Here is a 26,595-nt window from a genome sequence, read left to right as displayed (position 1 = left end):
CGCGGTTTTCATCCACCGCTGGAGAAACCGGCAAAAGGTTGTTCACAAATTGAACAACTCCGGTATCATCGCGCGCCCCAAAACCGTGATTTCCCTTGCAAGAATAAAACCGTAACCATGAAACCGACCCTGATCGCCGCCGCCGAAGTCGACCGCCTGGAGACCTGGCAGCGCTATGCCAGCCACATGTGCGGTGGCTGCCACTCGACCTGCTGCACCTTGCCGGTGGAGGTGAAGATCAAGGATCTGATCCGTATCGGCGTGGTGGACGAGTTCGAGAAGGACGAGCCGCCGAAGAACATCGCCAAGCGCCTGCAGAAGGACGGCATCATCGAACGCTTCAACCAGAAGTCGGGGATCTTCACCTTGACCCGGATGAGCAACGACGACTGCCTCTATCTGGACCGCAAGAGCCGGCTGTGCACCATTTATGACAAGCGCCCGGATACCTGCCGCAATCACCCCAAGATCGGTCCGCGCCCGGGGTATTGTGCGTACAAGCCCAAGGTGGCTACCCGCTGATCCTGCTTTGCTTGTGAAATCCCGGGGCTGCAAAGCGGCCCCAATTTCTCAAGGCAAACAAAAACGCCCCCGGCCTTTCGACCGGGGGCGTTTTCATTCAGCCTGAACTAATGACTCAGTTCTTGGCTTTCTTGGCAGCGCGGGTACGCTCGCCTTCATCGAGGATCTTCTTGCGCAGACGGATCGACTTCGGCGTCACTTCGCACAGCTCGTCGTCCTGGATGAATTCCAGGGCCTGCTCCAGAGTGTGGCGAACCGGCGGAACCAGGGCGATGACTTCGTCCTTGCCCGAAGCACGCATGTTGTCGAGCTTCTTGCCTTTGGTCGGGTTCACGCCCAGGTCGTTGTCACGGCTGTTCAGGCCGATGATCTGACCGTTGTAGATCTCCTGGCCGTGTTCAACGAACAGCTTGCCGCGAGCCTGCAGGGTTTCCAGCGAGTAGGTCAGGGCCTTGCCGGTCTCGACCGAAACCAGGACACCGTTCAGGCGGCCGGACATCTGGCCCGACTTCATGGTGTCGTAACGATCGAAGATCGAGGTCAGGATGCCTGCACCGTTGGTCAGGGTCAGGAACTGGTTACGGAAACCGATCAGGCCACGGGCTGGAATGTTGTATTCCAGGCGAACACGGCCCTTGCCATCCGGAACCATGTTGGTCAGGTCGCCTTTACGCAGACCCATCTCTTCCATGACCTTGCCCTGGGATTCTTCAGGGATGTCGATGGTGACGTTCTCGAACGGTTCCTGCTTGACGCCGTCGACTTCGCGGATGATCACTTCAGGACGGCCCACGGCCATCTCGAAGCCTTCACGGCGCATGGTTTCGATCAGTACCGACAGGTGCAGCTCGCCACGGCCCGATACCTTGAACTTGTCAGGGGAATCGGTTTCCTGAACGCGCAGGGCAACGTTGTACAGCAGCTCTTTGTCCAGGCGGTCCTTGATGTTACGGCTGGTGACGAACTTGCCTTCTTTACCGCAGAACGGCGAGTCGTTGACCTGGAAGGTCATCGAAACGGTTGGCTCGTCAACGGTCAGCGGCTTCATCGCCTCGACGGTATCCGGGGCGCACAGGGTGTCGGAGATGAACAGCTCGTCGAAACCGCTGATGCAGACGATGTCGCCAGCCTGGGCTTCTTCGACGTCGACGCGGTGCAGGCCGTGGTGGCCCATCAGCTTGAGGATACGACCGTTGCGCTTCTTGCCTTCGGTGTCGATGGCAACAACCGGGGTGTTCGGCTTGACGCGACCACGGGCGATACGGCCAACGCCGATAACACCGAGGAAGCTGTTGTAGTCCAGTGCGGAGATCTGCATCTGGAACGGGCCGTCACGGTCAACCGACGGTGCGGGTACGTTGTCGACGATCGACTGGTACAGCGCGGTCATGTCCTCACCCATTTCGGTGTGGTCCAGGCCGGCGATGCCGTTCAGGGCCGAGGCGTAGACAACTTTGAAGTCCAGCTGCTCGTCGGTAGCACCGAGGTTGTCGAACAGGTCGAAGATCTGGTCCAGAACCCAGTCAGGACGCGCGCCCGGACGGTCGACCTTGTTGATCACGACGATCGGCTTCAGACCGGCTTCGAAGGCCTTCTTGGTCACGAAGCGGGTTTGCGGCATCGGGCCGTCCTGGGCGTCGACCAGCAGCAGCACGGAGTCGACCATCGACATTACACGCTCGACCTCGCCACCGAAGTCGGCGTGGCCGGGGGTGTCGACGATGTTGATGTGGTAGCCGTTCCAGTTGATGGCGGTGTTCTTCGCCAGAATGGTAATGCCGCGCTCTTTTTCCTGATCGTTGGAGTCCATGACGCGCTCGTCGTTGAGCTCGTTACGCTCCAGGGTGCCGGACTGGCGCAGGAGTTTGTCGACCAGGGTGGTTTTACCATGGTCAACGTGGGCGATGATGGCGATGTTACGCAGATTTTCGATCACAACTGTATCTCGATCAGAGGATTCGGTTGCCGCCAGTGTAGGCGGCCAATATGTACTGTTTAAGGCTCAGCGGGCCCGGCGGTCGGGAGGGCGATGGCGGATGCTGCCGCCATACAGCCCTGGCGTCTTATGTCGGACGATAAACACGCACATTGGCATGTCCCTCACTGAGCAGGTGGTGTGCGTGCAGACGGCTCATCACACCCTTGTCGCAATACAGCAGGTACTGGCGCGTGGGGTCCAGGTGCTTGAACTTGCTGTTGATCGCGTAGAACGGCATGGCCTGGACTTCGATACCGTCCAGCGCCAGGGGTTCGTCTTCCTGGGCATCAGGGTGACGAATGTCGATGACGATCTGACCGGGCAGCGCCTCGGCCACTTCCTCGACTTCGATGTCCTTGCCCAGTTCATCGATCACGTGGTCGATGGAAATGAACTTGGCGCGCTCCAGGGCACGCTCCAGTACTTCCATCTCGAACTGCTTCTCTTCGTGCTCCATGCGGTGGCGCTTGGCATGGGTGGTCGGGTTTACCGAGATCACGCCACAGTACTCGGGCATGTGCTTGGCGAAGTCGGCGGTGCCGATTTCGGTGGCCTGGTCGATGATGTCCTGCTTATGGCTGGCCAACAGCGGGCGCAGCACCAGCTTGTCGGTGGCCGAATCGATAATCGACAGGTTCGGCAACGTCTGGCTGGAGACTTGGGAAATCGCCTCGCCGGTGACCAGGGCATCAATCTGCAGGCGGTCGGCCATGCGGGCGGCAGCGCGCAGCATCATGCGCTTTAGCGTGACACCCATGTAGCTGTTGTCGACCTTGTTGAGGATTTCGCCGACCACTTCCTCGAACGGCACGCTGATGAACAGCACGCGCTGGCTGCTGCCGTACTTCTTCCACAGGAAGTGGGCCACTTCCATCACGCCCAGTTCGTGGGCGCGGCCACCGAGGTTGAAGAAGCAGAAGTGCGTCATCAGGCCGCGACGCATCATCTGGTAGGCCGCCACGGTGGAGTCGAAGCCACCGGACATCAGCACCAGGGTCTGCTCCAGGGCGCCCAGCGGATAACCACCGATGCCGTTGTGCTGATTGTGGATCACGTACAGGCGCTGATCGCGGATCTCGATGCGCACCAGCACTTCGGGCTTCTTCAGCTCGATGCCGGCAGCGCCGCATTGCTGGCGCAGTTGGCTGCCGACGTAGCGGTCGACGTCCATCGAGGTGAAGTCGTGGTGGCCGCCGCGCTTGCAGCGCACGGCGAAGTACTTGCCGGCGAGCAAGTGACCGAAGTGCTGCTTGCACTTCTCGACGATGTCGTCAAAGTCGCCCAGTGGGTACTCCTGCACCTGCAGGAAGTGAGTGATGCCCGGGGTGCAGCGCAGGCGCTCGATCATTTCGCGCTGGATCTTTTCGTCCTCGATGCGGGTGACCACTTCGAGATTGTCCCAGACACCATCGACCGCGAGCTCAGGATCGAGATCCTTGAGCACGTTGCGGATGTTCTTGCTGAGCTGACGGATGAAGCGCTTGCGCACCGGCCGGCTCTTGATGGTGATCTCTGGGAAGACTTTGACGATAAGTTTCATTGGTTTAACAGCGCGCACAGGGCCTGCCGAAAATAGGGGGCGCGAATTATAGCGGAAATCGCTCAAGGTTTGAGCAACTTTTGTACAGAAGGTGCGATTTATGTTGGCCGCGCCACCCCTCGTCGGCCTGCTGCGTGCGAGCGGGCTTGCCCCGCGATGAGGCCCACGCCAGCACGAAAGCACCACAATGGTGCACCTACACCCAAAAACGCATCTTATGAGTGCAAAGCTACACTCCACCCCTCCAAGAAATGCCCGCCAACGCCCCCTTTCATCCCACTCTCGCCATTTTTGGGCACTGGCATGCAATTTGCTCCCTTGTGAGGCAGGTACGCTTGGCCGACTATCCGCGCCCAGCGACACCCTTTTTCCAGGGCAGCGGCCAACTGCGCCCTAGACCATCCGGAGGACAACATGTCGAAGTCGGTTCAACTCATCAAAGATCATGACGTCAAGTGGATTGATCTGCGTTTCACGGACACCAAGGGCATTCAGCATCACGTGACCATGCCGGCGCGCGATGGCCTGGACGAAGACTTCTTCGAAGTCGGCAAGATGTTCGACGGTTCCTCCATCGCTGGCTGGAAAGGCATCGAAGCCTCCGACATGATCCTGATGCCGGTCGACGAAACCGCCGTGCTGGACCCGTTCACCGAAGAGCCGACCCTGATCATCACCTGCGATATCGTCGATCCGTCGAGCATGCAGGGCTACGATCGCGATCCGCGCGGCATCGCCAAGCGCGCCGAAGAGTACCTGAAGAGCACCGGCATCGGTGACACCGTGTTCGCTGGCCCAGAGCCTGAGTTCTTCATCTTCGACGAAGTGAAGTTCCAGTCGGACATCTCCGGTTCGATGTTCAAGATCTTCTCCGAGCAAGGCTCGTGGATGACCGGCGCTGACGTCGAAGGCGGCAACAAAGGCCACCGTCCGGGCGTGAAAGGCGGCTACTTCCCGGTTCCGCCGTTCGACCACGACCACGAAATCCGTACTGCTATGTGCAATGCCCTGGAAGAAATGGGCCAGACCGTCGAAGTTCACCACCACGAAGTGGCGACCGCCGGCCAGAACGAGATCGGCGTCAAGTTCAACACCCTGGTCAAGAAAGCGGATGAAGTGCAGGCCCTGAAGTATGTCGTGCACAATGTTGCCGACGCTTATGGCCGTACCGCCACCTTCATGCCCAAGCCTCTGTACGGCGACAACGGCTCGGGCATGCACGTGCACATGTCGATCTGGAAAGACGGCAAGAACACCTTCTCCGGCGAAGGCTATGCCGGCCTGTCCGATACCGCCCTGTACTTCATCGGCGGCATCATCAAGCACGGCAAGGCCCTGAACGGCTTCACCAACCCTTCGACCAACTCCTACAAGCGTCTGGTCCCAGGTTTCGAAGCCCCGGTAATGCTGGCCTACTCGGCTCGCAACCGTTCCGCCTCGATCCGTATTCCGTACGTCGGTAGCCCGAAAGCCCGCCGTATCGAAGCACGCTTCCCGGACCCGTCGGCCAACCCATACCTGGCCTTCGCGGCCCTGCTGATGGCAGGCCTGGACGGCATCCAGAACAAGATCCACCCAGGCGATGCCGCCGACAAGAACCTGTACGACCTGCCGCCTGAAGAGGCGAAAGACATCCCGCAAGTGTGCGGCAGCCTGAAGGAAGCCCTGGAAGAGCTGGACAAGGGCCGTGCGTTCCTGACCAAGGGCGGCGTGTTCTCCGACGACTTCATCGATGCCTTCATCGAGCTGAAGAGCGAAGAAGAGATCAAGGTCCGCACCTTCGTGCACCCGCTGGAATACGAGCTGTACTACAGCTGCTGATATGATCGGCGCCCCGCGTCGATGACATCAGGACGGCCTCCCTCGGGAGGCCGTTTCTTTTTCATACCCTCATAATCGGACAACACCTATTAGCCGCCACACAGCCAAAGGCGACACTCGAGGCTTCATTCCCAAGGAGATCGCCATGCGTGCCACCACCCTCGCCCTGACCTGCTGCTTCGCCCTATCCGGCTGTGCCACCTCACCGAACGTCACGCCAACCCTGGATCAGCTGCTTGCCACCATTGACCGGCGCCTGGACCTGGCCGAAGCGGTCGCCCTGCACAAGTGGGATCACCAACAACCGGTGCAGGCCAGCGCCCGCGAGCAGCAGGTATTGGCCAGTGCACGGCAGGCCGCCGTCGCTCACCACCTGGATCCGGCACGCGTCGAGGCCTTTTTTGCCGACCAGATCGAAGCCAACAAGCTCCTGCAGTACCACCTGCTCGACACCTGGCATCGCGCCCGTCAAGCGCCAGCCCTGCCACGCCGCGACCTGGCCAACGACGTGCGCCCGGAACTGGATCTGCTGCAGGAACAGCTGCTGAGCGCCCTCGCCCGCTTTGACCAGACCCCGCCGGCCAATTGCGCCAACCACTTGGCCGACGCCCTGCAGCAACGCGCCCAGGACACCACGCGCCACCTCGCCCTGGTTCGCGCCAGCGCCCAGCTGTGCAAATTGCGCTGACCGCCCTATGCTCCATATTGGTGCATGATTGCGCAAGCCGCCCCATCATGTACCCCAATTTGGGTCACAAGAATCGATAAACCAAGGCTTTCTGGCTCGAATTCGCGCATTTCCGAGTCTTTATCCGGAATTTCCGCTTCTTTTCGGAGCCTTGGTTTGGTTCTTGCATTTTCACTGCATCCAGCACTCTTCCGTGCGCGCCCCAGGCCTGAGCCCTTGGGCGCCACTGTGCCAAAAGAGGTCAACGACGCCTTATGACCATCAGCGATGCACAGCACCGTCTGCTTCTGGACAACCTGACCACGGCCACGCTGTTGCTCAATTCTGAACTGCGCCTGGAGTACATGAACCCGGCGGCGGAGATGCTTCTGGCCGTCAGCGGCCAGCGCAGCCACGGGCAGTTCATTAGCGAGCTGTTCACCGAATCGACCGAGGCGCTCAATTCGTTGCGCCAGGCGGTGGAGCAGGCGCACCCGTTCACCAAGCGTGAAGCGCAGCTGACCTCGCTGACCGGACAGACCATAACCGTCGACTATGCCGTCACGCCCATCCTGCACCTGGGCCAGACCCTGCTGTTGCTGGAGGTGCACCCACGCGATCGCCTGTTGCGCATCACCAAGGAAGAGGCCCAGCTGAGCAAGCAGGAGACCACCAAGATGCTGGTGCGCGGCCTGGCCCACGAGATCAAGAACCCTCTCGGCGGCATCCGTGGCGCGGCCCAGTTGCTGGCCCGTGAACTGCCGGAAGAAAGCCTGCGCGACTACACCAACGTGATCATCGAGGAAGCCGACCGCCTGCGTAACCTGGTCGACCGCATGCTTGGCTCGAACAAGCTGCCGTCGCTGGCCATGACCAACATCCACGAAGTGCTCGAGCGCGTGTGCAGCCTGGTCGAGGCCGAGAGCCAGGGCTGCATCACCTTGGTGCGCGACTACGACCCTAGCCTGCCGGACGTACTGATCGACCGCGAGCAGATGATCCAGGCCGTGCTCAACATCGTGCGCAACGCCATGCAGGCCATCGGCGGGCAGAACGAGCTGCGCCTGGGCCGCATCACCTTGCGCAGCCGCGCCGTGCGCCAGTTCACCATCGGCCATGTGCGCCACCGCCTGGTCGCCCGGATCGAGATCGTCGACAACGGCCCCGGCATCCCCACGGAACTGCAGGACACCCTCTTCTATCCCATGGTCAGCGGCCGCCCGGACGGTACCGGGCTGGGCCTGGCCATCACCCAGAACATCATCAGCCAGCACCAGGGCCTGATCGAGTGCGAGAGCCACCCCGGCCACACCACCTTCTCGATCTACCTGCCCCTGGAACAAGGAGCCACCGCCCCATGAGCCGAAGTGAAACCGTCTGGATCGTCGATGATGATCGTTCCATCCGCTGGGTCCTGGAAAAGGCCCTGCAGCAGGAAGGCATGACCACCCAGAGCTTCGACAGCGCCGACGGCGTCATGGGCCGCCTGGCCCGCCAGCAACCGGATGTGATCATCTCGGACATCCGCATGCCCGGCGCCAGCGGCCTTGACCTGCTCGCCCAGATCCGCGAACAGCACCCAGGGCTGCCGGTGATCATCATGACCGCCCACTCCGACCTGGACAGCGCGGTGGCCTCTTACCAAGGCGGCGCCTTCGAATACCTGCCCAAGCCGTTCGATGTCGACGAGGCGGTGTCACTGGTCAAGCGCGCCAACCAGCATGCCCAGGAACAGCAGGCCCTGGAAGTGCCCCAGGCACTGACCCGCACGCCCGAGATCATCGGCGAGGCGCCGGCGATGCAGGAGGTGTTCCGCGCCATCGGTCGCCTCAGCCACTCCAACATCACCGTGCTGATCAACGGTGAGTCCGGCACAGGTAAAGAGCTGGTAGCCCACGCCCTGCACCGTCACAGCCCGCGTGCGGCGTCGCCGTTCATCGCCCTGAACATGGCGGCGATCCCCAAGGACCTGATGGAGTCCGAGCTGTTCGGCCATGAGAAAGGCGCCTTTACCGGCGCCGCCAACCTGCGTCGTGGGCGTTTCGAGCAGGCCGACGGCGGCACGCTGTTCCTCGACGAGATCGGTGACATGCCCGCCGACACCCAGACCCGCCTGCTGCGGGTGCTGGCCGATGGCGAGTTCTACCGGGTCGGCGGCCATGTGCCGGTAAAGGTGGATGTGCGCATCATTGCCGCCACCCACCAGAACCTCGAGTCGCTGGTGCAGGCCGGCAAGTTCCGTGAAGACCTGTTCCACCGCCTCAACGTGATCCGCATCCATATACCGCGCCTGGCGGACCGGCGCGAGGACATCCCGGCCCTGGCCCGCCATTTCCTAGGTCGCGCCGCCCAGGAGCTGGCGGTGGAACCCAAGCTGCTCAAGCCGGAGACCGAGGAATTCATCCGCAACCTGCCCTGGCCGGGCAACGTGCGCCAGCTGGAGAACACCTGTCGTTGGATCACGGTGATGGCCTCCAGCCGCGAAGTGCTGGTCGGCGACCTGCCGCCGGAGCTGCTCAACCTGCCCCAGGACGCAGCGCCCGTGACCAACTGGGAACAGGCCTTGCGCCAGTGGGCCGACCAGGCCCTGGCCCGTGGCCAGTCAAGTTTGCTCGACAGCGCCGTGCCGAGCTTCGAGCGGATCATGATCGAGACCGCGCTCAAGCATACGGCCGGACGTCGTCGTGATGCAGCGCTGTTGCTGGGGTGGGGGCGCAATACCTTGACGCGAAAGATCAAGGAGTTGGGGATGAAAGTAGATGGTTCGGATGACGATGAAGGTGAAGATCACTAACCATCAAGAGAGTACAGGCCAGTGAGGGCCATTTGTGGTCCTCACGTGCGCCGCACAACATCAACTTAGACGGTAAGTCAGACCAGTTCTCTCAACTCATTGGCAGCCGCCAAAACCTCATTGGGTGCAGATTCAATCGACCCTATGTCGTCATTGATCGCCTTTCTGACCACCTTGAACGCGGCAATGATCTGGTTCTCGCGAGTCCCTGCCGAGCGCCCCAGAAAATCTAGTGGGTTTTCACGTCTCTTCTCTTCACGACGAGCTGCCACCTTATCCAGGGCCCACGCGCCAAAGGATCCTCCGGCAAGAACAACTCCAACGGGTGCGGCCACTGCCACACCAGCCAAAGTAGCCCCAGCACTTGCCGTGGCGCCCAGTGCCAAGCCTGTTGCTATCTTCTCTTCCAGAATACGTGTTCTGGTGGGCTCTACAGTATTCAGCACGGCAGGGTCATTGGAAGTAGCTTTCTGCGTTTTTATATTCTTTCTGAGTTTGATATTTGTGGCCAGGCTACTTGCTGTCTCCACCGTGCCGATAATACCCATGATGCCACCAAATATCGGCTCCCATACCCCGCCACTGAGGTCCCATTTGTTGACTGGATCACCCGCGCAGTAGCCATAGGCATTGATCCCTCCCTCATCAAAAGGACTCAATCGATCCGGAGACAGGAAGCGCAACGCGGTTGGGGAATAACAACGGTAGCCGTTGCCCAGAGGGTAGATACCAATGGGCCTCTCGCAGGGCTGCCCACAGAAACCGAGAATTGGGCCTCCTGCAGCCGCAGTAGCACCATATGGCGTATACGCCCTGGAGAAATTGCGTCCTCTGAAAGGTGATCGCTGGTGATCTGTCATCGGCAAGTACTGGCTCATGAACAGTCACTCCTATCGAGCCGGGAATCATGAGCCGAAAGCTAACCGAGGCTGGCAGTGTCCGAAACTGGCAAAATTATCAGGCCCCATTTGCACCGTTGCTGTGCTGCGCGCACCAGCAAAAGGCAGATTCGCCCTCGCAAGCCCTCAAAAAATGGCCGGAACACCGTATTTCTGGGCGCACAAGACCTGGCACGCTCCCTGCTATGTACCAAGTACCTCCAGTTTTGGGGACCTCGGTACAGGCAGGCCGGGAAATCCCCTCTTTTATTCATGCAGCCTCACCTGCACCCGCCAGCGCCCCGCCTCCTCCGTAGCGTTCCAGTCGCCGCGCAGGGGGCGGGCGGCCACCAAGGTCAGTACCAGCCCTTCCTCGCTCTTCTGCAGGCGCCAGCCCACCGGCTTGTCCTGCAGCGTCAGCTGACCACGCTGTGCCTTGCCCTGGGCCTCGAACACGATGGCAACGGTGCCTTGGACATTCTCGCCATGCAGTTTGGGTTCTTCGTTGAACCACAGGTCCAGGCCATCCTGCACCACCTGCACCTGCTCGAGCACCCGTTCCTCCGGGGTGGTCAGGCGTCCGATCATCATGCCCACCATCAGCCCGACAATCGCCAGCGACAGGATCACCCGCGGGAAGGCCTTCGAACGCGGGTCGGGTTCGGGGGTAGAATGCTCGTTATCCTCATGCTTGGAGCCGTGCATGTTTCACGTCATCCTTTTTCAACCAGAAATTCCGCCGAATACCGGCAACATCATCCGCCTGTGCGCCAATAGCGGCTGCGACCTACACCTGATCGAGCCGATCGGCTTCGAACTGGATGACAAGCGCCTGCGCAGGGCCGGGCTGGACTACCACGAGTATGCCACGCTCAAGCGTCACCAAAGCCTGGCCGAATGCCTGGAAAGCCTGAATCAGCCGCGGCTGTTCGCCTTTACCACCAAGGGTTCGCACCCGTTCCATGAGGTCGAGTACCAACCTGGCGATGCGTTCCTGTTCGGGCCTGAAAGCCGTGGCCTGCCGGCCGAGGTACTGGACAGCCTGGCCCCCGAGCAGCGCCTGCGCCTGCCGATGCGGCCGGGGTGCCGGAGCCTGAACCTGTCCAATACCGTGGCGGTGACGGTGTACGAGGCGTGGCGGCAGCAGGGGTTTGCCTGAAAGGTCTTTCGCGGGGCACACCGACGAACAAAAAAGGGCGACCGAAGTCGCCCTTTCTTGTTTCAGCGATTACTGCACGGTCGGCACTTCGCCGGCTTCCTGCATGCGCTGCATCTCTTGCGCGTACAGGGCGTCGAAGTTGACCGGCGACAGCATCAGCGCCGGGAACGAGCCACGGGTCACCAGGCTGTCCAGGGTCTCACGGGCGTACGGGAACAGGATGTTCGGGCAGAACGCGCCAAGGGTGTGGCTCATCGAAGCGGCGTCGAGGTTGGCAATCAGGAAGATGCCGGCCTGCTGCACTTCGGCGATGAAGGCCACTTCGTCGCCGTTCTTGACGGTCACCGACAGGGTCAGCACGACTTCGTGGAAGTCGCCTTCCAGGGCCTTCTGGCGGGTGTTCAGGTCCAGCGAGACGCTCGGTTCCCACTGCTGGCGGAAGATCTGCGGGCTTTTCGGCGCCTCGAACGACAGATCGCGCACGTAGATGCGCTGCAGGGAGAATTGTGGGGCGTTGGCGTCAGTGGCGCCGTTGGTCTGTTGCTCGGTCATGGCAGATCCTTTTCCTAATGTTCTTGAATGCAGTGCGAATCAGGCCGCCAGCAGCGCGTCGAGCTTGCCCGCGCGCTCCAGGGCATAGAGGTCATCGCATCCACCGACGTGCGTGCTGCCGATCCAGATCTGCGGCACCGAGGTGCGGCCGGCCTTCTGGCTCATTTCGGCGCGAACCTGGGGTTTGCCGTCGACCTTGATCTCCTCGAACGCCACGCCCTTGCTCTCGAGCAGGTACTTGGCGCGCATGCAGTAGGGGCAGTAGTCGCTGGAATAGACGATGACGGGCTTCATATCACTTCACCAGGGGCAGGTTATCGGCTTTCCAGCTGGAAACGCCACCGCTGAGCTTGGCGGCGGTGTAACCAGCCTTGAGCAGTTCGCGGCACAGGGTGCCGGACTGCTGGCCCATCGCGTCGACGACGATCAGGGTCTTTTCTTTGTGTTTTTCCAGCTCGCTCATGCGGCCGGCCACTTTGTCCTGGGGAATGTTCAGCGCACCGACGATATGCCCGGCCGAGTATTCCTTGGCGGTACGGATATCGATCACCACGGCCTTGTCGGCGTTGACCAGCGCGGTCAGCTGGCCGTTGCTCAGGCTCTGGCCGCCACGGCGGACTTCGTTGATCAGCAGCAGGACCAGCAGGACGACGAAAATGGCCACCAGGATGTAGTGATCTGTCGCGAATTGAATCAGGTGAGCAACCATCAGGGGTGTTCCAGGCGATTGAAAATGGCGGCCAGTATACACAGCGCCCCATGACCACCAAAGCCCACTGGGCTGGCGGCAAACGCGTCTTCATGTTGCATGCCTGGCCGCGCCTGTCGGGCAAGGGGAGGAATATTCGCCGTCGCTGGCGGATTTGCCCTAAAATGCGTGTCTTTATCATCTTTGAACAACCGTGAGTTTGATTGATGACGAGTACGCCTAAACCCCTGGTCCTGATCATCCTGGATGGCTTCGGTCACAGCGAAAGCCCCGAATACAACGCCATCTTCGCTGCCAACACGCCGGTCTACGACCGCCTGCGCGCCACCCAGCCGCATGGCCTGATCTCCGGTTCCGGCATGGACGTGGGACTGCCCGACGGGCAGATGGGCAACTCCGAAGTCGGACACATGAACCTTGGCGCCGGCCGTGTGGTGTACCAGGACTTCACTCGGGTGACCAAGGCCATCCGTGACGGCGAGTTCTTCGAGAATCCCGTGCTCGGCGGCGCGGTGGACAAGGCCGTCGGTGCTGGCAAGGCCGTGCATATCCTCGGCCTGCTCTCCGACGGCGGCGTGCACAGCCACCAAGACCACTTGGTCGCCATGGCCGAGCTGGCCGCGCAGCGTGGCGCCGAGAAGATCTACCTGCACGCCTTCCTCGATGGCCGCGACACCCCACCGCGCAGCGCCCAGTCGTCCATCGAACTGCTCGACGCCACCTTCGCCAAGCTGGGCAAGGGCCGCATCGCCAGCCTGATCGGCCGCTACTACGCCATGGACCGCGACAACCGCTGGGACCGCGTGAGCGCCGCCTACAACCTGATCGTCGACAGCGTCGCCGACTACACCGCCGACACCGCCCTGGCCGGCCTCGAAGCCGCCTATGCCCGCGACGAGAGCGACGAGTTCGTCAAGGCCACCCGTGTCGGCGAAGCCGTGAAGGTCGAGGACGGCGACGCGGTGATCTTCATGAACTTCCGCGCCGACCGTGCCCGCGAGCTGTCGCGTGTGTTCGTCGAGGCCGATTTCAACGAATTCCCTCGCGCCCGCCTGCCGAAACTGGCGGCCTACATCGGCCTGACCCAGTACTCGGCGAAGATTCCGGCCCCAGCGGCGTTTGCCCCGGCCAGCCTGAACAACGTACTCGGCGAATACCTTGCCAAGAACGGCAAGACCCAACTGCGCATTGCCGAGACCGAGAAGTACGCCCATGTCACCTTCTTCTTCTCGGGCGGGCGCGAAGAGCCGTTCGAAGGCGAAGAACGCATCCTGATCCCATCGCCAAAGGTCGCCACCTATGACCTGCAGCCAGAAATGAGCGCCCCCGAGGTCACCGACCGTATTGTCGAGGCCATTGAGCAGCAGCGTTACGACGTGATCGTGGTCAACTACGCCAACGGCGACATGGTCGGCCACACGGGCGTATTCGACGCGGCGGTCAAGGCCGTGGAAGCGCTGGACGGTTGCGTCGGTCGCATCGTCGAGGCGCTGGACAAGGTCGGCGGCGAAGCGCTGATCACCGCCGACCACGGCAACGTCGAGCAGATGGAAGACGAATGCACCGGCCAGGCGCACACCGCCCACACCACCGAGCCGGTGCCGTTCATCTATGTCGGCAAGCGTCAGGTCAAGGTCCGCGAAGGCGGCGTGCTGGCCGATGTGGCGCCGACCATGCTCAAGCTGCTGGGGCTGGAAAAGCCGGCGGAAATGACCGGAACCTCGATCCTGATCGATGCTTGAGGGTTCTACTGGGGCCGCTTTGTGGCCCCGAAATACCCTAATTCCAGACCAACGCCCCGCCGCCCAAGCCGCGGGGCGTTTTTTTTGCAGGCCCGCAAGGGCATACTAGGCCAGTCTCCATCCCCGGTACGCCAAACCCCATGCTCCGCGCCCTCTTTTTACTCGCCCTGTCATGCCTGCTCACCCCGGCCTTCGCCGACGAGCGCGCGCAGACCCAGCAGCAGCTGGACGCCACCCGCCAGGACATCGCCGAGCTGAAGAAGATGCTGGGCAAGCTCCAGGAGGAGAAAGCCGGCGTGCAGAAAGACCTCAAGTCCACCGAGACCGACATCGGCAACCTCGAGAAACAGGTGGAGGCACTGCAGCAAGAACTAAAAAAGACAGAGGGCGAGCTGGAGCGCCTTGATCACGAGAAAAAAAAACTCCAGAGCGCCCGCGTTGAACAGCAACGCCTGATTGCCATCCAGGCCCGTTCCGCTTATCAGAACAATGGCCGCGAGGAATACCTCAAGCTGCTGCTGAACCAGCAGAACCCCGAGAAGTTCGCCCGCACCCTCACTTATTACGATTACCTCAGCAAGGCACGCATGGAGCAGTTGCGCGCCTTCAACGAGACCCTGCGCCAGTTGGCCAATGTCGAGCAAGACATCGTCCGCCAGCAGGAACAGCTGTTGACCCAACGCGCCGACCTCGACGGCCGCCGTCAAGCGCTGGTGGCCGAACGCGACAAGCGCCAGCAGGTGCTGGCCAAGCTCAACAGCGACATGAAAGAACGCGACCAGAAGCTGCAGAGCCGCGAGCAGGACCAGGCCGACCTGGGCAAGGTGCTCAAGACCATCGAGGAAACCCTCGCCCGTCAGGCCCGCGAGGCCGAGGAAGCCCGCCAGCGCGCCCTGCTGGCCAAGCAGGAAGAAGAAAAACGCCGCAAGCAGCAGGCCTTGGCCGCGGCGGCCAGCGCCCAGGAACCCGAGGAAGCGCCGAAGAAGGCCCGTACCACCCTCGGCCCAGTGGTTTCCAGCGATGGCGCCAGCTACGGCGGTGCTTTTTCTGCGGCCCGGGGAAAACTTCCATGGCCAGTCAATGGTCGATTGCTGGCACGCTTCGGCGATACCCGCGGCGGCGATGCCCGGGCCAAGTGGGACGGGGTGATGATCGGCGCCAGCGCCGGCACCCAGGTGCGCGCCGTGCACGGCGGGCGCGTGGTGTTCGCCGACTGGTTGCGCGGCGCTGGACTTCTGGTCATTCTCGACCATGGCAATGGCTACCTGAGCCTGTACGGCCACAACCAGAGCCTGCTCAAGAGCGCTGGCGACATCGTCAAGGCCGGCGATGCCATCTCCACCGTAGGCGACAGCGGTGGCCAGGACAACGCGGGCTTGTACTTCGCGATTCGCCAGCAGGGCCGGCCAACCGACCCAGCGCAATGGTGCCGAGGCTAGTTAATGCTACTTTTACGGCGCCGCCCACGAAACGGTGGCACCGATGCTCCCAACGGGAGCACCAACAGGATCAGGAGTTCGTTTGACATGCTGCACTCGCCTCGCCTCACCCAGCTGGCCTTGACCATCGCTCTGGTCGTCGGCGCGCCCCTGGCCGTTGCCGCCGAGCCGGCCAAGCCGACGACGGCCAAGCCCGCCGCCGTGCCGGCCACCGAGGTGACCGCCAAGGCGCCGCTGCCGCTGGACGAGCTGCGCACCTTCGCCGAGGTCATGGACCGTATCAAGGCAGCCTATGTCGAGCCAGTGGATGACAAGACCCTGCTGGAAAACGCCATCAAGGGTATGCTCAGCAACCTCGACCCGCACTCGGCCTACCTTGGTCCCGAGGACTTCCAGGAGCTGCAGGAAAGCACCAGCGGCGAGTTCGGCGGCCTGGGCATCGAAGTGGGCATGGAAGACGGCTTCGTCAAGGTGGTCTCGCCCATTGACGACACCCCGGCATCCCGCGCCGGCATCGAGGCCGGCGACCTGATCGTCAAGATCAACGGCGCGCCAACCCGTGGCCAGACCATGACCGAGGCCGTGGACAAGATGCGCGGCAAGATCGGCGAGAAAATTACCCTGACCCTGGTGCGCGACGGCGGCACGCCGTTCGACGTGACACTGGCCCGCGCGGTGATCCAGGTCAAGAGCGTCAAGAGCCAGCTGCTGGAAAACGACTACGGCTACATCCGCATCACCCAGTTCCAGGTCAAGACCGGCGACGAGGTAGGCAAGGCCCTGGCCAAGCTGCGCAAGGACAACGGCAAGAAGCTGCGCGGCGTGGTCCTCGACCTGCGCAACAACCCCGGCGGCGTGCTGCAGTCGGCGGTGGAAGTAGCCGACCACTTCCTGACCAAGGGCCTGATCGTCTACACCAAGGGCCGTATCGCCAATTCCGAGCTGCGCTACTCTGCCGATCCGGCCGACGCCAGCGAAGGCGTGCCGCTGGTGGTGCTGATCAACGGCGGTAGCGCCTCGGCTTCGGAAATCGTCGCTGGCGCCCTGCAGGACCAGAAACGCGCCGTGCTGATGGGCACCGACAGCTTCGGCAAGGGCTCCGTACAGACCGTGCTACCACTGGCCAACGACCGTGCGCTTAAGCTCACCACCGCGCTTTACTTCACCCCCAACGGCCGCTCGATCCAGGCCCAGGGCATCGTCCCGGACATCGAGGTGCGTCCTGCCAAGCTTACCGCCGAGGCCGACAACGACAACTTCAAGGAAGCCGATCTGCAGGGTCACTTGGGCAACGGCAACGGCGGCGCCGACCGTCCGAGCGGCAGCAGCAAGCGCAAGGACCGCCCACAGGACAACGACTTCCAGCTCAGCCAGGCCCTCAGCCTGCTGAAGGGCCTGAACATCACCAAGGGCGACTGACCGTTGCCAATGCGTTACCTGCTGTTCACGCTTATCTGCCTGATGCTCGGTACCGCCCAGGCGGCGCCGGGCAAGGCCTACCTGAGCATCATCATCGACGACCTGGGCCAGAACAGCGAGCGTGACAGCCGCACCCTCGCCCTGCCTGGGCCGGTGACCATGGCGATAATGCCCGACACCCCGCACGCCACCGACTTCGCCCGCCAGGCCCACAAGGCCGGACGCACGGTGATCCTGCACATGCCCATGGACCCGGCCACCGGCCCCTACGCCTGGCACCCTGGCACGCCGATCGAGGAGCTGGCCCGGCGCCTGGACGCCGCCTTGACAAAGGTGCCCTTCGCCGCGGGTATCAACAACCACATGGGCAGCCGCATGACTGCCCAGCGCAAGCCGATGCACTGGCTTATGGAAGAACTACAGCGCCGCCACCTGTTCTTCGTCGACAGCCGCACCAGCGCTGCCACCGTGGCAGCCGCCGAAGCGCAGACCGTCGGCCTGGCTCATGTTTCGAGGGATGTGTTCCTCGATGACGTGCGCACCACAGAGGCGATCAGCGGACAGTTGCAGTTGGGCATTGCCCAGGCGCGCAAGCAAGGCTCGGCGGTGCTGATCGGCCACCCCTACCCACAAACCCTGGCGGTCCTGGAGGAGCAACTGCCCCGGCTGAAAAGCCAAGGCATCGAGCTGATCAGCCTGCACCAGATGATCGCCGAACGGGGCAACCAGGCCACGCCCGCGCACGGCAAGCAAGGCCGCTACCTGAACCGCTGAGCGCCTCAGTCGAAGGGAATAACGCCCTCCACCTCACCCAGTCGCACTTCCCCCCGGTAGATCGCCAGCAGGTCCTTGCCGCTGGCCGCCGCATGCAGTTGCGCCTTGCGCCCCAGCTTGCGCTGCGACCACAGCTTGAGATGGCCCTTGCTGAATTGCCGTGTGCCGGTGGTCGTTGCAGGGTAGTGGAAATGCGCCTCCCACAGGCCCTCGCCCTGTTGCTCGCCCGCCCGCTGACGGCGGCGAATCTCATAAACGTCCAGGTAGTCCTTGGCCGACAGCATTCGCCGTGGGCCGGCTCGGTGAACCGTCACTTCGTTGTGCTCGAACAGAAAGCGCAAACTCTTCGCCGTGGGGTGGGAGGTGACCAGGTACATGCCCGTCAGCAGGTCACGCTGGGTCGCCTGCAGACGCGTCACCGCCTGGCTCAGGTTGTCGAACAGCTCGTCTTCAGGGGTCAGCCTAGGCAACTTGGCCTGCACCTCCTTGAGTTTGCCGATATGCCCCTCCATCACCGCGGAAAGCCCGAGCGCTTCATCGGACTTGACGTACAGCCGGGCAAGGTTGATTACCGAGTCCACCTGGCCGACCAAGGCATGGGCACGCTGACGCGCGATGCGCGGGTCCTTGGGCGAAACGGGCGGAAGGTCGTCAGCCCCGCTCCCCGAGGCTTGCTCGACCCATTCCCCACCCTGGTTGTGGAAAGTCTTGATCACGCTTTGGGTGCGGAAGTCCCGCTGCTGGATCACCGCGATACCGTCGATCTCCACCTCTTCACCCAGGACGCTGCGCCCGCGGCTGGTCCTGACTACTTTGCGCCTGCCGCCGCGTGGCGCGTAGGTGGAAGCCTGTCTCACCGGCGGCAGCTCGAGTTCCTTTTCCCGGACGGCCTCGGCCAGGTCTTTTTCCGCCAAGTTCTTGAGGCCTTCGAGGGTCTGCTTGTACTGCTGTAAACGATCCTGCCGGATCGCCTGGCCACCGAGGCTACTCAGGTAGTCCGCCATCCCCCTGGCCTCTTCGTAGGCCTCCAGGATGCCCGTCAGAACGTCGATCCGCTCATTGACCGAAAGCTCGCTCCCGGCCAGGTCACCATGGGCATTGCCCGCACTCTTCAGGGCTTCGCTGGCCAGGTAGTCGAGGTACTGCTCCAAGGTACGCTCCTCGACATCCACCAAGCGGTCGAGGCTGACCTCGGCCAGGTCGAGCAACAGGCGGAAATCCAGGTCGATGGCCGACAGGCGTCGGCGCTCGATAGTCTGCTTGAGCTCGGTGTCCTTGTTGATCCTCGCCTCGTTCTTGTCATTCTTGAACACGATCGAGGTGTCGTTCAGGGTATCCACGAGCACCTTGTCCAGCACTCGGGAGATGTCGACCAGGTCGGTCTCCCATTTGATGACATTCTCCAGCGAGGCCAGGAACGTCTTGTAGTGCTGTATCTCCAGCGCTCCCTCGGGGCGCACGGCGACATCCTTGGAGATATCATCCAGCCCCTCTTCATTGATCATCGAGGCCATCTCGTTGTAGTACACCGAAAGATTCTCGACGAGGGCCTGGCGCACGCCACTGCGCTGCTCCGCGAGCGAAGCTTGCAGCGCCGTGTCGTCGATCCGCATGTCGTGCAGGCGAGCAAGGAGCCGGTCATGCTCGATACCGTTCTCCACCACCGCCTTGAGTTCGTAGATGACTTTCTCGTTGATCTTCTTGCGCAAGCGCCGAGTCAGGTCGAGGACGTTCTGGTTCAGCTCGTCCAGTGCGGGCAAGGCTTCCAATGCGGCAATCTGGCGGTCCTTCTGGTTCAGTAGGTCGCGGTGGTCCTCCAGTAGCTTGCCCAGTCGGTTGTTGGTTTGCGCGAATACCGTCTCGCTATGACGCAGACTGTCGAACAACCTCTGGTTTTCCTCCTTCATCGCCTTCAGACGACTGCGCGGCATGCCGCCGCGCAGGCGCAGCGCCGGGTCGATCCGCCACTGGCCGTCGACGAACACCGCCCAAGGCCCCGCTTGCCCGGCAAGGTCGACGATGCGCACCCCCTCGCCAGAGACACGAGCGCGGTACACATCGCCATCCAAGGGCAAATAGTGATGTCCCTCGAGCGCATACAGCCCTTGATGGTCACCGCTTCCAATCGCCTCCAGACCGTCAAGCGATTGCCCGACACGCAGGGCTTGCAGCGCCTTGCGCCGCTCGGCCGTGAGCACGTTGAGCCCTTGGGCGCCGCGCCACGAGAAGTCCAGCCGTGTGGCCGCGTCACCCAGGGCCCCCGCTAACCCGACCTTGCCCTGCGAAGGCTTGAGTGCCTGTGCGCGGCGAGCTGGCTGCAGCAACGGCAGGCGCTCGATGGCCGATGCAGGCACGATCGATTGCGTGACGGCCGACGCCCCCGGCAGGCGCAGGTGCATCAACGCCATTGACGCGTTGAGCAGCAGGTCCACCACGGCCGCGGAGCGCTCGAACGCGTTGTCGCCACGCAGCGCCGCCAGGTCGTTCTGCATCCCTGTGATGCCCTGCGCCAGCCAGGCAACAGTGGCCACAGGCCCGCGCAGCAACAGGCTGACCACATCGAACAGCAACCAGGCGCCCTGGGTGAGGATCGCCCAGCGGCTTTCCCGATTGGAAACCGATTGCCGGTCGGCCAGTTCCACCAGCAGATCGCGGTTGGCCTGGTACAGCTTGGCATCGACGTCGCGCTGCCAGAACTGCGCCTCGAAGGTGGCAGGCTTGACCCGCGAAGGCAACACCGAGGTGTCGACGATCGGCCGCAGCAGGTGCGGCTCGAGAAAACCGCCGCGGCCATAGACAAGACGCGCCTCGGGGGTGAGCCAGTCGAGGACGCTGTCCTGCAGCGCACCGGACTGGCTGATCGCCGCCATCATCGCCCTAAGGCTGGCGTACTCGATGAGCGCGGCATTACCGTACAGCGGCCGGTACAGCAGCACACATTCAGGTTGGGTGGAAAATAGCACGTACATGCCCGCCGCCTTGTCGCTGGAGGTCGCATCGGGCTCGCGCTTGAACGCCAAGGGCATCAGCATCTGCGCAGGCGACTGCGGATCGACGACACCGCGGCAGTAGTCGACCACGCAGCCCAGGGCCGCTTCGCTGAGGGTCTTGGCCAGGCGTGCCGAAAGGGCGCTGAACAACAGCGAGCAGCGCCACTCGCGCCCGAACCGCACGACCCGCTGCGCGCGCTGGGCAGGGTCGTCCAGGCACTGCGCCACGTAGTTCGGGTAGTGCCCGCCGATATCGACCCGCTGGACCAGTGACTGCACGTAGCCCGGGTTCATCCAGTCCATGATCAACTGGCCCTTGCGGTGTTCGACGGCGCTCAGCAGCGCGCCTTGCAGCGAACTCAGGTTGCCGATGGCGAATTCGGTCAGGCTCATGCGCCGGTGCGCCACGCTGCCGCCACCCACGCCTGCGCCCGCACCGCCGGGTGTGCCTCGGGCGATGGTCAGGGTCAACTCCAGGTCGTCCGGGAAGTAGTTGGCGTCGTCGGGATGGTCGGCCAGCAACTGCGTACGCAACTGCTGGCGCGCGTAGGCCTGTAGGTCGAGCACGCCATCCAGGGCGCCGACACCATCGGACAGCGCCTGCGCCAGGGCCAGGTCGAACAGCGCGCACTGGCAAGCGAAGCTGTCGGCCGGCACCGCGTGCAGAAACTGCGGCGGCAATAGCGCGCGGGCTTGCGGGTCGTTCACGCGGTAGCCCTCGATGAAGGGGCGCGACGGGTCGCACAGCGCGGCGAAGCAGCGCTCCAGGGCGTCGACATCGGCCAGTTGCGAGTAGCGGACACGGCGCACGCGCTCGAGCGACGCCTCGAGCATCAACGTGCTCAGCTGGGCGAACGCATCGCCCTCCAGTTCGTAGCGGTTCCACACGAACGTCTCGAACGCCTGCTCCTGAGCGAATGCATCGCGCAGGAACAGGACCAGGGTTTCGAGCGAGTCGAACGCGCGGATGGCACTGGAAGGCATGCACCAGAGGAACACCTTGCGCGCATCGCTTTCGCCCATGAGCAGCAGGTTCGGCAGCAGCGTGTGGTAACGCTCGGCGCCTTGGCTCAATTGCACCTGGAGCACACTCACGCTAGGCGATTGCTTGCCGCCTTGAAGCAGGCCATGGACGTAGCCCTGTTGCTCGGCATCCAAGCCTTGCAGGGGCAGGTTGGCCAACCAGGCCGACTTCATCGCCTGTTGCAGCCAGCGGTCGCGGCTGACCCCGGCACTGCCCGTGCCTTGCCAGTACTCGACCTGCGCCTGGCAGAAGTGCTCGGGCAGCAGTACCAGCAGGTCATTGAGCGCGTCGGTCAGCGCTTCGAGCCTGACCACGTCGGCATCGGAACCTTCGAAGGGGGCCGGGTTGGCGTAGAACCGGCGCGGGACCTCAAGGCTTAGGCGGTAGTCCAGACCAGCCACCCGGGAAAAATCGAGGACGCGTCGATCCAGCAGCGCTTGCAGGATGTAGTCGACGAACGGCTGGTTGCGCCAGGTGGTATCCGCTTGGGGGATCATCAGGTACAGCACCTCTGCAGATGTCAGCTCCGGGCGGTACTCGGCAATCGTCGGGTGATGCTCAATCAGCACCTGCATCAACTGCCGCCCCGCGACCTGGCGCAGGGTCGGGCGGCTGGCGAACTGAATCGCCACGGCGTGCTTGTCATCGGTCAAAGGGGTCATGGGCGGGCGGCTCCAGGCTGAGGGTGGCCAAGGAGCGTATACAGCCAAGAACGCGGGGCAGGCCTACATATTGCTCAGCGCGGTGACGTCATCAATAAGCACCACAACGCAGGGTCCGGTTACGGCAGCGTGACGGCGCCCCCCACGAAGAGAACCGCCCCATGCCCATGCTCCCCACCAACGCCCTGGCCAGCGTACTGGCCCTGACCACCCTTAACGCCATCGCCGCCCAGGCGGTGCCCACGCCGCTGACCAATGCCAACGGCGAAAACGCCCACTGGACCGGCATCGGTCGCCTGAGCGTGCCGCCCTACACCCAATGCATCGCCACCCTGATCGACAGCCGTGAGCAGACATCTGCCACCAACGGCCCCGCCTACGTGCTGACCAGCGGCCACTGCCTGAGCACCCGTAACGGCCAGATCGTCCATGACGCACCGGCGCAAGGTACGATCACATTCAACTACTTCATCGACACCCCCGATACACGCGCCGCCTTCCCCCTCAAGCGCACAGTGTGGAGCAGCGTGCAAGGCAGTGACCTGGCCCTGGTGGAACTGCAAGCCAGCCTGGCCGATGTCATGGCCGCCGGGGTCGAGCCGTTGACGCTCGGCAAACGCGCCCCAGCGGGCAGCGAAGTGGTGATGGTGGGTGAGCCCAGCCGACCAGACAGCGGCTTGCGCGCGGCGTATTGCAAAGAGACTGACGTGGACAGCGTGACCGACTTCCCCTGGGTCTGGCGCAAGCTCAAGACCAACGACTGCCCCACCCGTAGCGAAGGCGCCTCAGGCAGCCCGGTGATCGAACGCGCCAACGGCCGCGTGGTCAGCGTGCTCAACAGTGCGGCGGTCGGCCAGGCCTGCGCCCCCGGTGGCGCCTGTACGCCCATGAACAACTTCGCGATTCCGGTGCAACGGGTGATGGGATGCTTTCGCAACGCACACGTAGACCTCAGCGTAGAGGGCTGCGACCTGCTGCCCGGCTTCCAACTCGTCCAGAAGCCGCCCATCCGTCTGCTGAAGCGGGTAGCCAGCGACGCGCAGGGCCAGCCCCTCCCCGCGACATGGAACATGAGCTTCAGCCTCGATACCCCTTACTACCGCTACAAAACCGTGCGCGATGCGCTGGCCTGCGAGGATCCTGTCGGCTACAGCGCAACCCTAGCGTCCAGTGAAAACCACATCGACGACCCGATCGGCAGCCAACCCGGCAGGTATCACCTGTGCCTGATCGGCGTGCAATCGGCCGACCAACTGCCTTCGCCAGCGTTAATGGCCAATGCCTTGAGCGTGCCGCTGGAACTGCTCGCCGAGGGCTCGCCGCAGGTGCGCTACAGCATCGATCGTCACCAAGCAGGCCATGTACGGATCAACTGGCAGACTGACCAGCCCTACTTGCGGCGTTACGTGCTCAAGCTGGGTAAGCCGGACGCAGTCGACTGCACCAATCCCTTTGGTTACCGACGCGCATTGATGTCGTCTCAGGTCATCACGGCGGCGCAGCTTCCGGTCACCCTCTGCAGCCGGGCGATCGATCTCGACGGGCAGGTCTCGGCCACCCGCAGCGAGTTGCTGAGCCCGGAAAGTTGATGATCGAAGGCCCTGTCGTGAAGACCGGGCCTGTCCCTGCGGGCGTCAGGTCAGCGGGATGATGCCCTGCACATCGGCCTGCTCCAGACGCCCGCGGTGCACCCGCTGACCGCTGGCGGCCTCGTACTGCCGGCCCAACAAGCGTTGGCTCCAGAGCTTGAGGTGGGCGTGGGTGAAGTCCGCCAGGTTTGCCGCTTGCGACGGCAAGTGGAAATGCGCGGCCCAAAGCGGGCGACCCTTGCTGCCAGCCGGCGCGTTCAGACGCACGATCTTGAACTCATCGAACGGGCTGGTGTTGACCGAGCTCTCGCGCCGCACGTACTCGACCTTGATCAGTTGCTGCTCATGCAGGAAGCGCAACCCCTTGGCCGTGGGGTATGGGGTCTTGCCGTAGAGCAGGGTCAACTGTTCGACCCGGTAAGTCTTCAAGGCCTCCAAGGCCTTTCTCAGCGGGGCGGTAGCCGTCGCCTGCGCCCCCTGCTCGGCGAAGCCTGCCAAGGCTTGCTCCAACACCTTCACCTGCTCACTGAGCAGGCGATCCAGCAGCGCGCCACTGACATCGTCCTGCACATACGCCTGGGCGGCGTCGAGCAGGTCCTGGTGGTCCGCGAGCAGCGCCTTGACCTGCGCAGCGACGTCAATCGATGGGCCTGGCTGCACGCTGGGCGCGGGCGCGTCCTCAACACGCTCGACCCAGGCATCCCCTTGGCGCTCGAACACCTGCAAGACCTTGTCGGTGATCGACTGGCGCACCTCCAGGACAACCCGTCCTTCGTGGTCTACCTCGGTGGCGATGAGCAACTGGCCGTCGTCATTGCGAATTATCCGCTTGGGCTCCTGGGCGACGGGGTAAGGCACGCGCCCGCTGGACGTCGGCGCACCGTCCTGCTCGGCGATGGCATCGACCAAGCGGCGCCCCGCGTCCTCCTTGAGCAGGATCATGTGAGCCCGGTAGCGGCGCAGCATCACGGGGTCGAGCAACTCGCCGGCCTGGGGCTCGATGTGCAGGCTGTGTACGATCGCGGCGGTGTACACGTCCCAGGCCTCTTGCAGGATGCTGATCCGGTCGGCCGCCGACAGGTTGGCCTTCAACGAATCCCCATGCGCCGAGGAGGCGCGATTCAGCGCAGGGTTGACCAGCCCCCGCTGGAACCTCAACAAGCGCCGCGGCATGCTCCTGGACTCCAGCCGCAACGCGGCCTCCGCGAGGTTCAACACGTGCTGGAAACGCAAATCGATCGTGGTGAAGCGCCGCCCCATGATCAACTGCGCCACGCTGCGGGCCGTCGTCGTGGCGCTGACATTCAGGGTATCCGGCACGTCGAGCAGCAGCACGTCGAGCTCGCCGTGCAAAGCAAGCACCCGCTCGTTGATCTCGCAGAGATCGATGAGTTCGTTACGAAATTGCCGATATTGCTCCGCCACTTCGAAAAGGTACTTTCCCCTGAACTGTTTGCGCATCTCACTGATGTGCGCGTAGTCGGCCAGCGTATAGAGTTCGGTCAGCGCGAAATCGGCGTTACGAATCGTCGACTGCGTGAGCAGGTTCAACTGGCCATCGAGGAGCGCGCCCGCGCCATGCTGCCGGTAGCGACCATACTTGGGCTCGAGCATCACCTTGATCTGGGCGATCTGCTTGCGATCGGGCGCCATGACCGCTTCCAGCGCCGACAGCGCCTCGAGCCGCTTTGCCTTCAACGCCGTGTTCAACTCGGCGAGTCGTGCCTGGTAGCTGGTCATCAGGCGGTCGGAGCCGACCTTGTCGAAGCAGGTGTCGCCTGTCATTTCGGCGTCCAGGCGACGCTTTCGCTCCGCAGCCTCGAGCACGCAGAGCTGATCGTGCTTGCGTTGCAATACCAGCGCTTCATCAAGGGTTGGCTTGAGAACTCCCGCCGCCTGGTTCGATTCCAGGGTCAGCCGGTCGATCTGCGTGAGCATCCTGTTGAACTGCTTTTCCAGGGAAGGCTTGGGCATGCCACCGCGCAAGCGCAGCCGGGTATCGACACGCCAGGCGCCCGCCTCGTAGGACAAGTAAGGGCCATGCCCACCCGCCGGGTCGACCACGCGGATGCCGTCGTCCGATGCGCTCACGGCAAACACTTCGCCCAGCATCGGCACGCAGTCCTGCCCAGCCACCCGGTAAACCCCTGATGCCTGTGGCTGCTCACCTGCGAGTGCCACGTTCGAGCGCATGGCCATCAACGCCTTGCGCCGCGAGGGCGGCAAGTCGTTGAAGCCCTGGTTGCCACGCCAACTGAAGTCCACAACGGCTGCGTCGCCCACCACTGGCTCTGGCCATGCCAAGGGCCCAGGTGACGTGACCCGGCCTTGGCTCG

21 protein-coding genes are annotated in these 26,595 nt (G+C 63.0%); 12 read left to right on the top strand and 9 right to left on the bottom strand.

Going from position 1 to position 26,595, the window contains the following annotated elements; translation table 11 throughout:
• Positions 1–117: 117 nt before the first annotated feature.
• Entirely contained in the window at positions 118–522 is a 405-nt protein-coding gene (locus CC207_RS13345) for a YkgJ family cysteine cluster protein (RefSeq protein ID WP_028688402.1), read from the top strand.
• A 115-nt stretch (positions 523–637) separates the two neighbouring features.
• Here CC207_RS13345 and typA read toward each other — a convergent pair whose 3' ends face one another.
• Both typA and thiI read right to left on the bottom strand, forming a co-directional pair.
• A complete protein-coding gene (typA, locus tag CC207_RS13340) occupies positions 638–2,458 on the bottom strand; it encodes a translational GTPase TypA (protein ID WP_028688403.1) in 1,821 nt (606 codons plus the stop codon).
• A gap of 127 nt (positions 2,459–2,585) precedes the next feature.
• Positions 2,586–4,040, bottom strand: a complete 1,455-nt coding sequence (gene thiI, locus CC207_RS13335; RefSeq protein WP_028688404.1) for a tRNA uracil 4-sulfurtransferase ThiI — start codon at positions 4,038–4,040, stop codon at positions 2,586–2,588.
• Between the two features lie 414 nt (positions 4,041–4,454).
• On the opposite strand from thiI, the gene glnA reads away from it, so the two are divergent.
• From glnA to ntrC, 4 genes are all read left to right on the top strand, one after another.
• The gene (glnA, locus tag CC207_RS13330) at positions 4,455–5,861 is read left to right on the top strand and encodes a type I glutamate--ammonia ligase (protein WP_028688405.1); all 1,407 of its coding nucleotides are present in this window, start codon (positions 4,455–4,457) and stop codon (positions 5,859–5,861) included.
• Positions 5,862–6,006: 145 nt separating this feature from the next.
• Positions 6,007–6,549, top strand: a complete 543-nt coding sequence (locus CC207_RS13325; protein ID WP_088852236.1) for a chorismate mutase — start codon at positions 6,007–6,009, stop codon at positions 6,547–6,549.
• 254 nt (positions 6,550–6,803) lie between these two features.
• The gene (glnL, locus tag CC207_RS13320; RefSeq protein ID WP_062362614.1) at positions 6,804–7,889 is read left to right on the top strand and encodes a nitrogen regulation protein NR(II); all 1,086 of its coding nucleotides are present in this window, start codon (positions 6,804–6,806) and stop codon (positions 7,887–7,889) included.
• The gene (gene ntrC / locus CC207_RS13315) at positions 7,886–9,322 is read left to right on the top strand and encodes a nitrogen regulation protein NR(I) (protein WP_028688408.1); all 1,437 of its coding nucleotides are present in this window, start codon (positions 7,886–7,888) and stop codon (positions 9,320–9,322) included. The genes glnL and ntrC overlap by 4 nt, the downstream gene beginning before the upstream one ends.
• 77 nt (positions 9,323–9,399) lie before the next feature.
• On the opposite strand, the gene CC207_RS13310 is transcribed toward ntrC, so the two are convergent.
• Together CC207_RS13310 and CC207_RS13305 are read right to left on the bottom strand one after the other, a co-directional pair.
• Positions 9,400–10,200, bottom strand: a complete 801-nt coding sequence (locus CC207_RS13310) for an RHS repeat-associated core domain-containing protein (RefSeq protein WP_081791505.1) — start codon at positions 10,198–10,200, stop codon at positions 9,400–9,402.
• A gap of 267 nt (positions 10,201–10,467) precedes the next feature.
• Entirely contained in the window at positions 10,468–10,905 is a 438-nt protein-coding gene (locus CC207_RS13305) for a hypothetical protein (RefSeq protein WP_088852235.1), read from the bottom strand.
• Here CC207_RS13305 and trmL point away from each other — a divergent pair.
• The gene (trmL, locus tag CC207_RS13300; RefSeq protein ID WP_028688410.1) at positions 10,904–11,359 is read left to right on the top strand and encodes a tRNA (uridine(34)/cytosine(34)/5-carboxymethylaminomethyluridine(34)-2'-O)-methyltransferase TrmL; all 456 of its coding nucleotides are present in this window, start codon (positions 10,904–10,906) and stop codon (positions 11,357–11,359) included. The two genes, CC207_RS13305 and trmL, sit on opposite strands and share 2 nt — an antisense overlap.
• A 69-nt stretch (positions 11,360–11,428) precedes the next feature.
• Here the strand turns inward: trmL and secB are convergent, their stop codons facing one another.
• From secB to CC207_RS13285, 3 genes are read right to left on the bottom strand one after another with little or no spacing between them, the layout of a single operon-like run.
• Positions 11,429–11,911 (bottom strand): protein-export chaperone SecB, encoded by a 483-nt coding sequence (gene secB, locus CC207_RS13295; protein ID WP_011531802.1) that lies wholly within the window; start codon positions 11,909–11,911, stop codon positions 11,429–11,431.
• 39 nt (positions 11,912–11,950) lie between these two features.
• A complete protein-coding gene (gene grxC, locus CC207_RS13290) occupies positions 11,951–12,205 on the bottom strand; it encodes a glutaredoxin 3 (RefSeq protein ID WP_003249204.1) in 255 nt (84 codons plus the stop codon).
• Between the two features lies 1 nt (position 12,206).
• Positions 12,207–12,620 (bottom strand): rhodanese-like domain-containing protein, encoded by a 414-nt coding sequence (locus CC207_RS13285; RefSeq protein WP_028688411.1) that lies wholly within the window; start codon positions 12,618–12,620, stop codon positions 12,207–12,209.
• Positions 12,621–12,670: 50 nt separating this feature from the next.
• On the opposite strand from CC207_RS13285, the gene CC207_RS27160 reads away from it, so the two are divergent.
• The 5 genes from CC207_RS27160 to CC207_RS13265 all read left to right on the top strand — a co-directional run bounded on the left by CC207_RS27160 (position 12,671) and on the right by CC207_RS13265 (position 17,994).
• Complete coding sequence (locus CC207_RS27160; protein WP_175406146.1) at positions 12,671–12,817, top strand: hypothetical protein; 147 nt, start codon at positions 12,671–12,673, stop codon at positions 12,815–12,817.
• Positions 12,818–12,826: 9 nt separating this feature from the next.
• Positions 12,827–14,362, top strand: coding sequence for a 2,3-bisphosphoglycerate-independent phosphoglycerate mutase (gene gpmI, locus CC207_RS13280; RefSeq protein WP_028688412.1), 1,536 nt, complete (start codon positions 12,827–12,829; stop codon positions 14,360–14,362).
• A 140-nt stretch (positions 14,363–14,502) separates the two neighbouring features.
• Entirely contained in the window at positions 14,503–15,801 is a 1,299-nt protein-coding gene (locus CC207_RS13275) for a murein hydrolase activator EnvC (RefSeq protein ID WP_028688413.1), read from the top strand.
• Between the two features lie 87 nt (positions 15,802–15,888).
• Positions 15,889–17,220, top strand: a complete 1,332-nt coding sequence (locus tag CC207_RS13270) for a S41 family peptidase (protein WP_028688414.1) — start codon at positions 15,889–15,891, stop codon at positions 17,218–17,220.
• Positions 17,221–17,229: 9 nt separating this feature from the next.
• A complete protein-coding gene (locus CC207_RS13265) occupies positions 17,230–17,994 on the top strand; it encodes a divergent polysaccharide deacetylase family protein (protein ID WP_062362600.1) in 765 nt (254 codons plus the stop codon).
• 5 nt (positions 17,995–17,999) lie between these two features.
• Here the strand turns inward: CC207_RS13265 and CC207_RS13260 are convergent, their stop codons facing one another.
• Entirely contained in the window at positions 18,000–22,670 is a 4,671-nt protein-coding gene (locus tag CC207_RS13260; RefSeq protein WP_088852234.1) for a dermonecrotic toxin domain-containing protein, read from the bottom strand.
• A 161-nt stretch (positions 22,671–22,831) separates the two neighbouring features.
• Between CC207_RS13260 and CC207_RS13255 the strand changes: the two genes are divergently transcribed.
• Positions 22,832–24,259 (top strand): serine protease, encoded by a 1,428-nt coding sequence (locus tag CC207_RS13255; RefSeq protein ID WP_028688417.1) that lies wholly within the window; start codon positions 22,832–22,834, stop codon positions 24,257–24,259.
• Between the two features lie 45 nt (positions 24,260–24,304).
• Here the strand turns inward: CC207_RS13255 and CC207_RS13250 are convergent, their stop codons facing one another.
• A complete protein-coding gene (locus CC207_RS13250; protein WP_143496112.1) occupies positions 24,305–26,371 on the bottom strand; it encodes a hypothetical protein in 2,067 nt (688 codons plus the stop codon).
• Positions 26,372–26,595: the final 224 nt, after the last annotated feature.

Source organism: Pseudomonas sp. DrBHI1 (assembly GCF_002205115.1).
Classification (GTDB): Bacteria; Pseudomonadota; Gammaproteobacteria; order Pseudomonadales; family Pseudomonadaceae; genus Aquipseudomonas; species Aquipseudomonas mosselii.
Note: the sequence above shows the minus strand (reverse complement) of the source record. Positions and strands in the feature narration are given on the sequence as shown.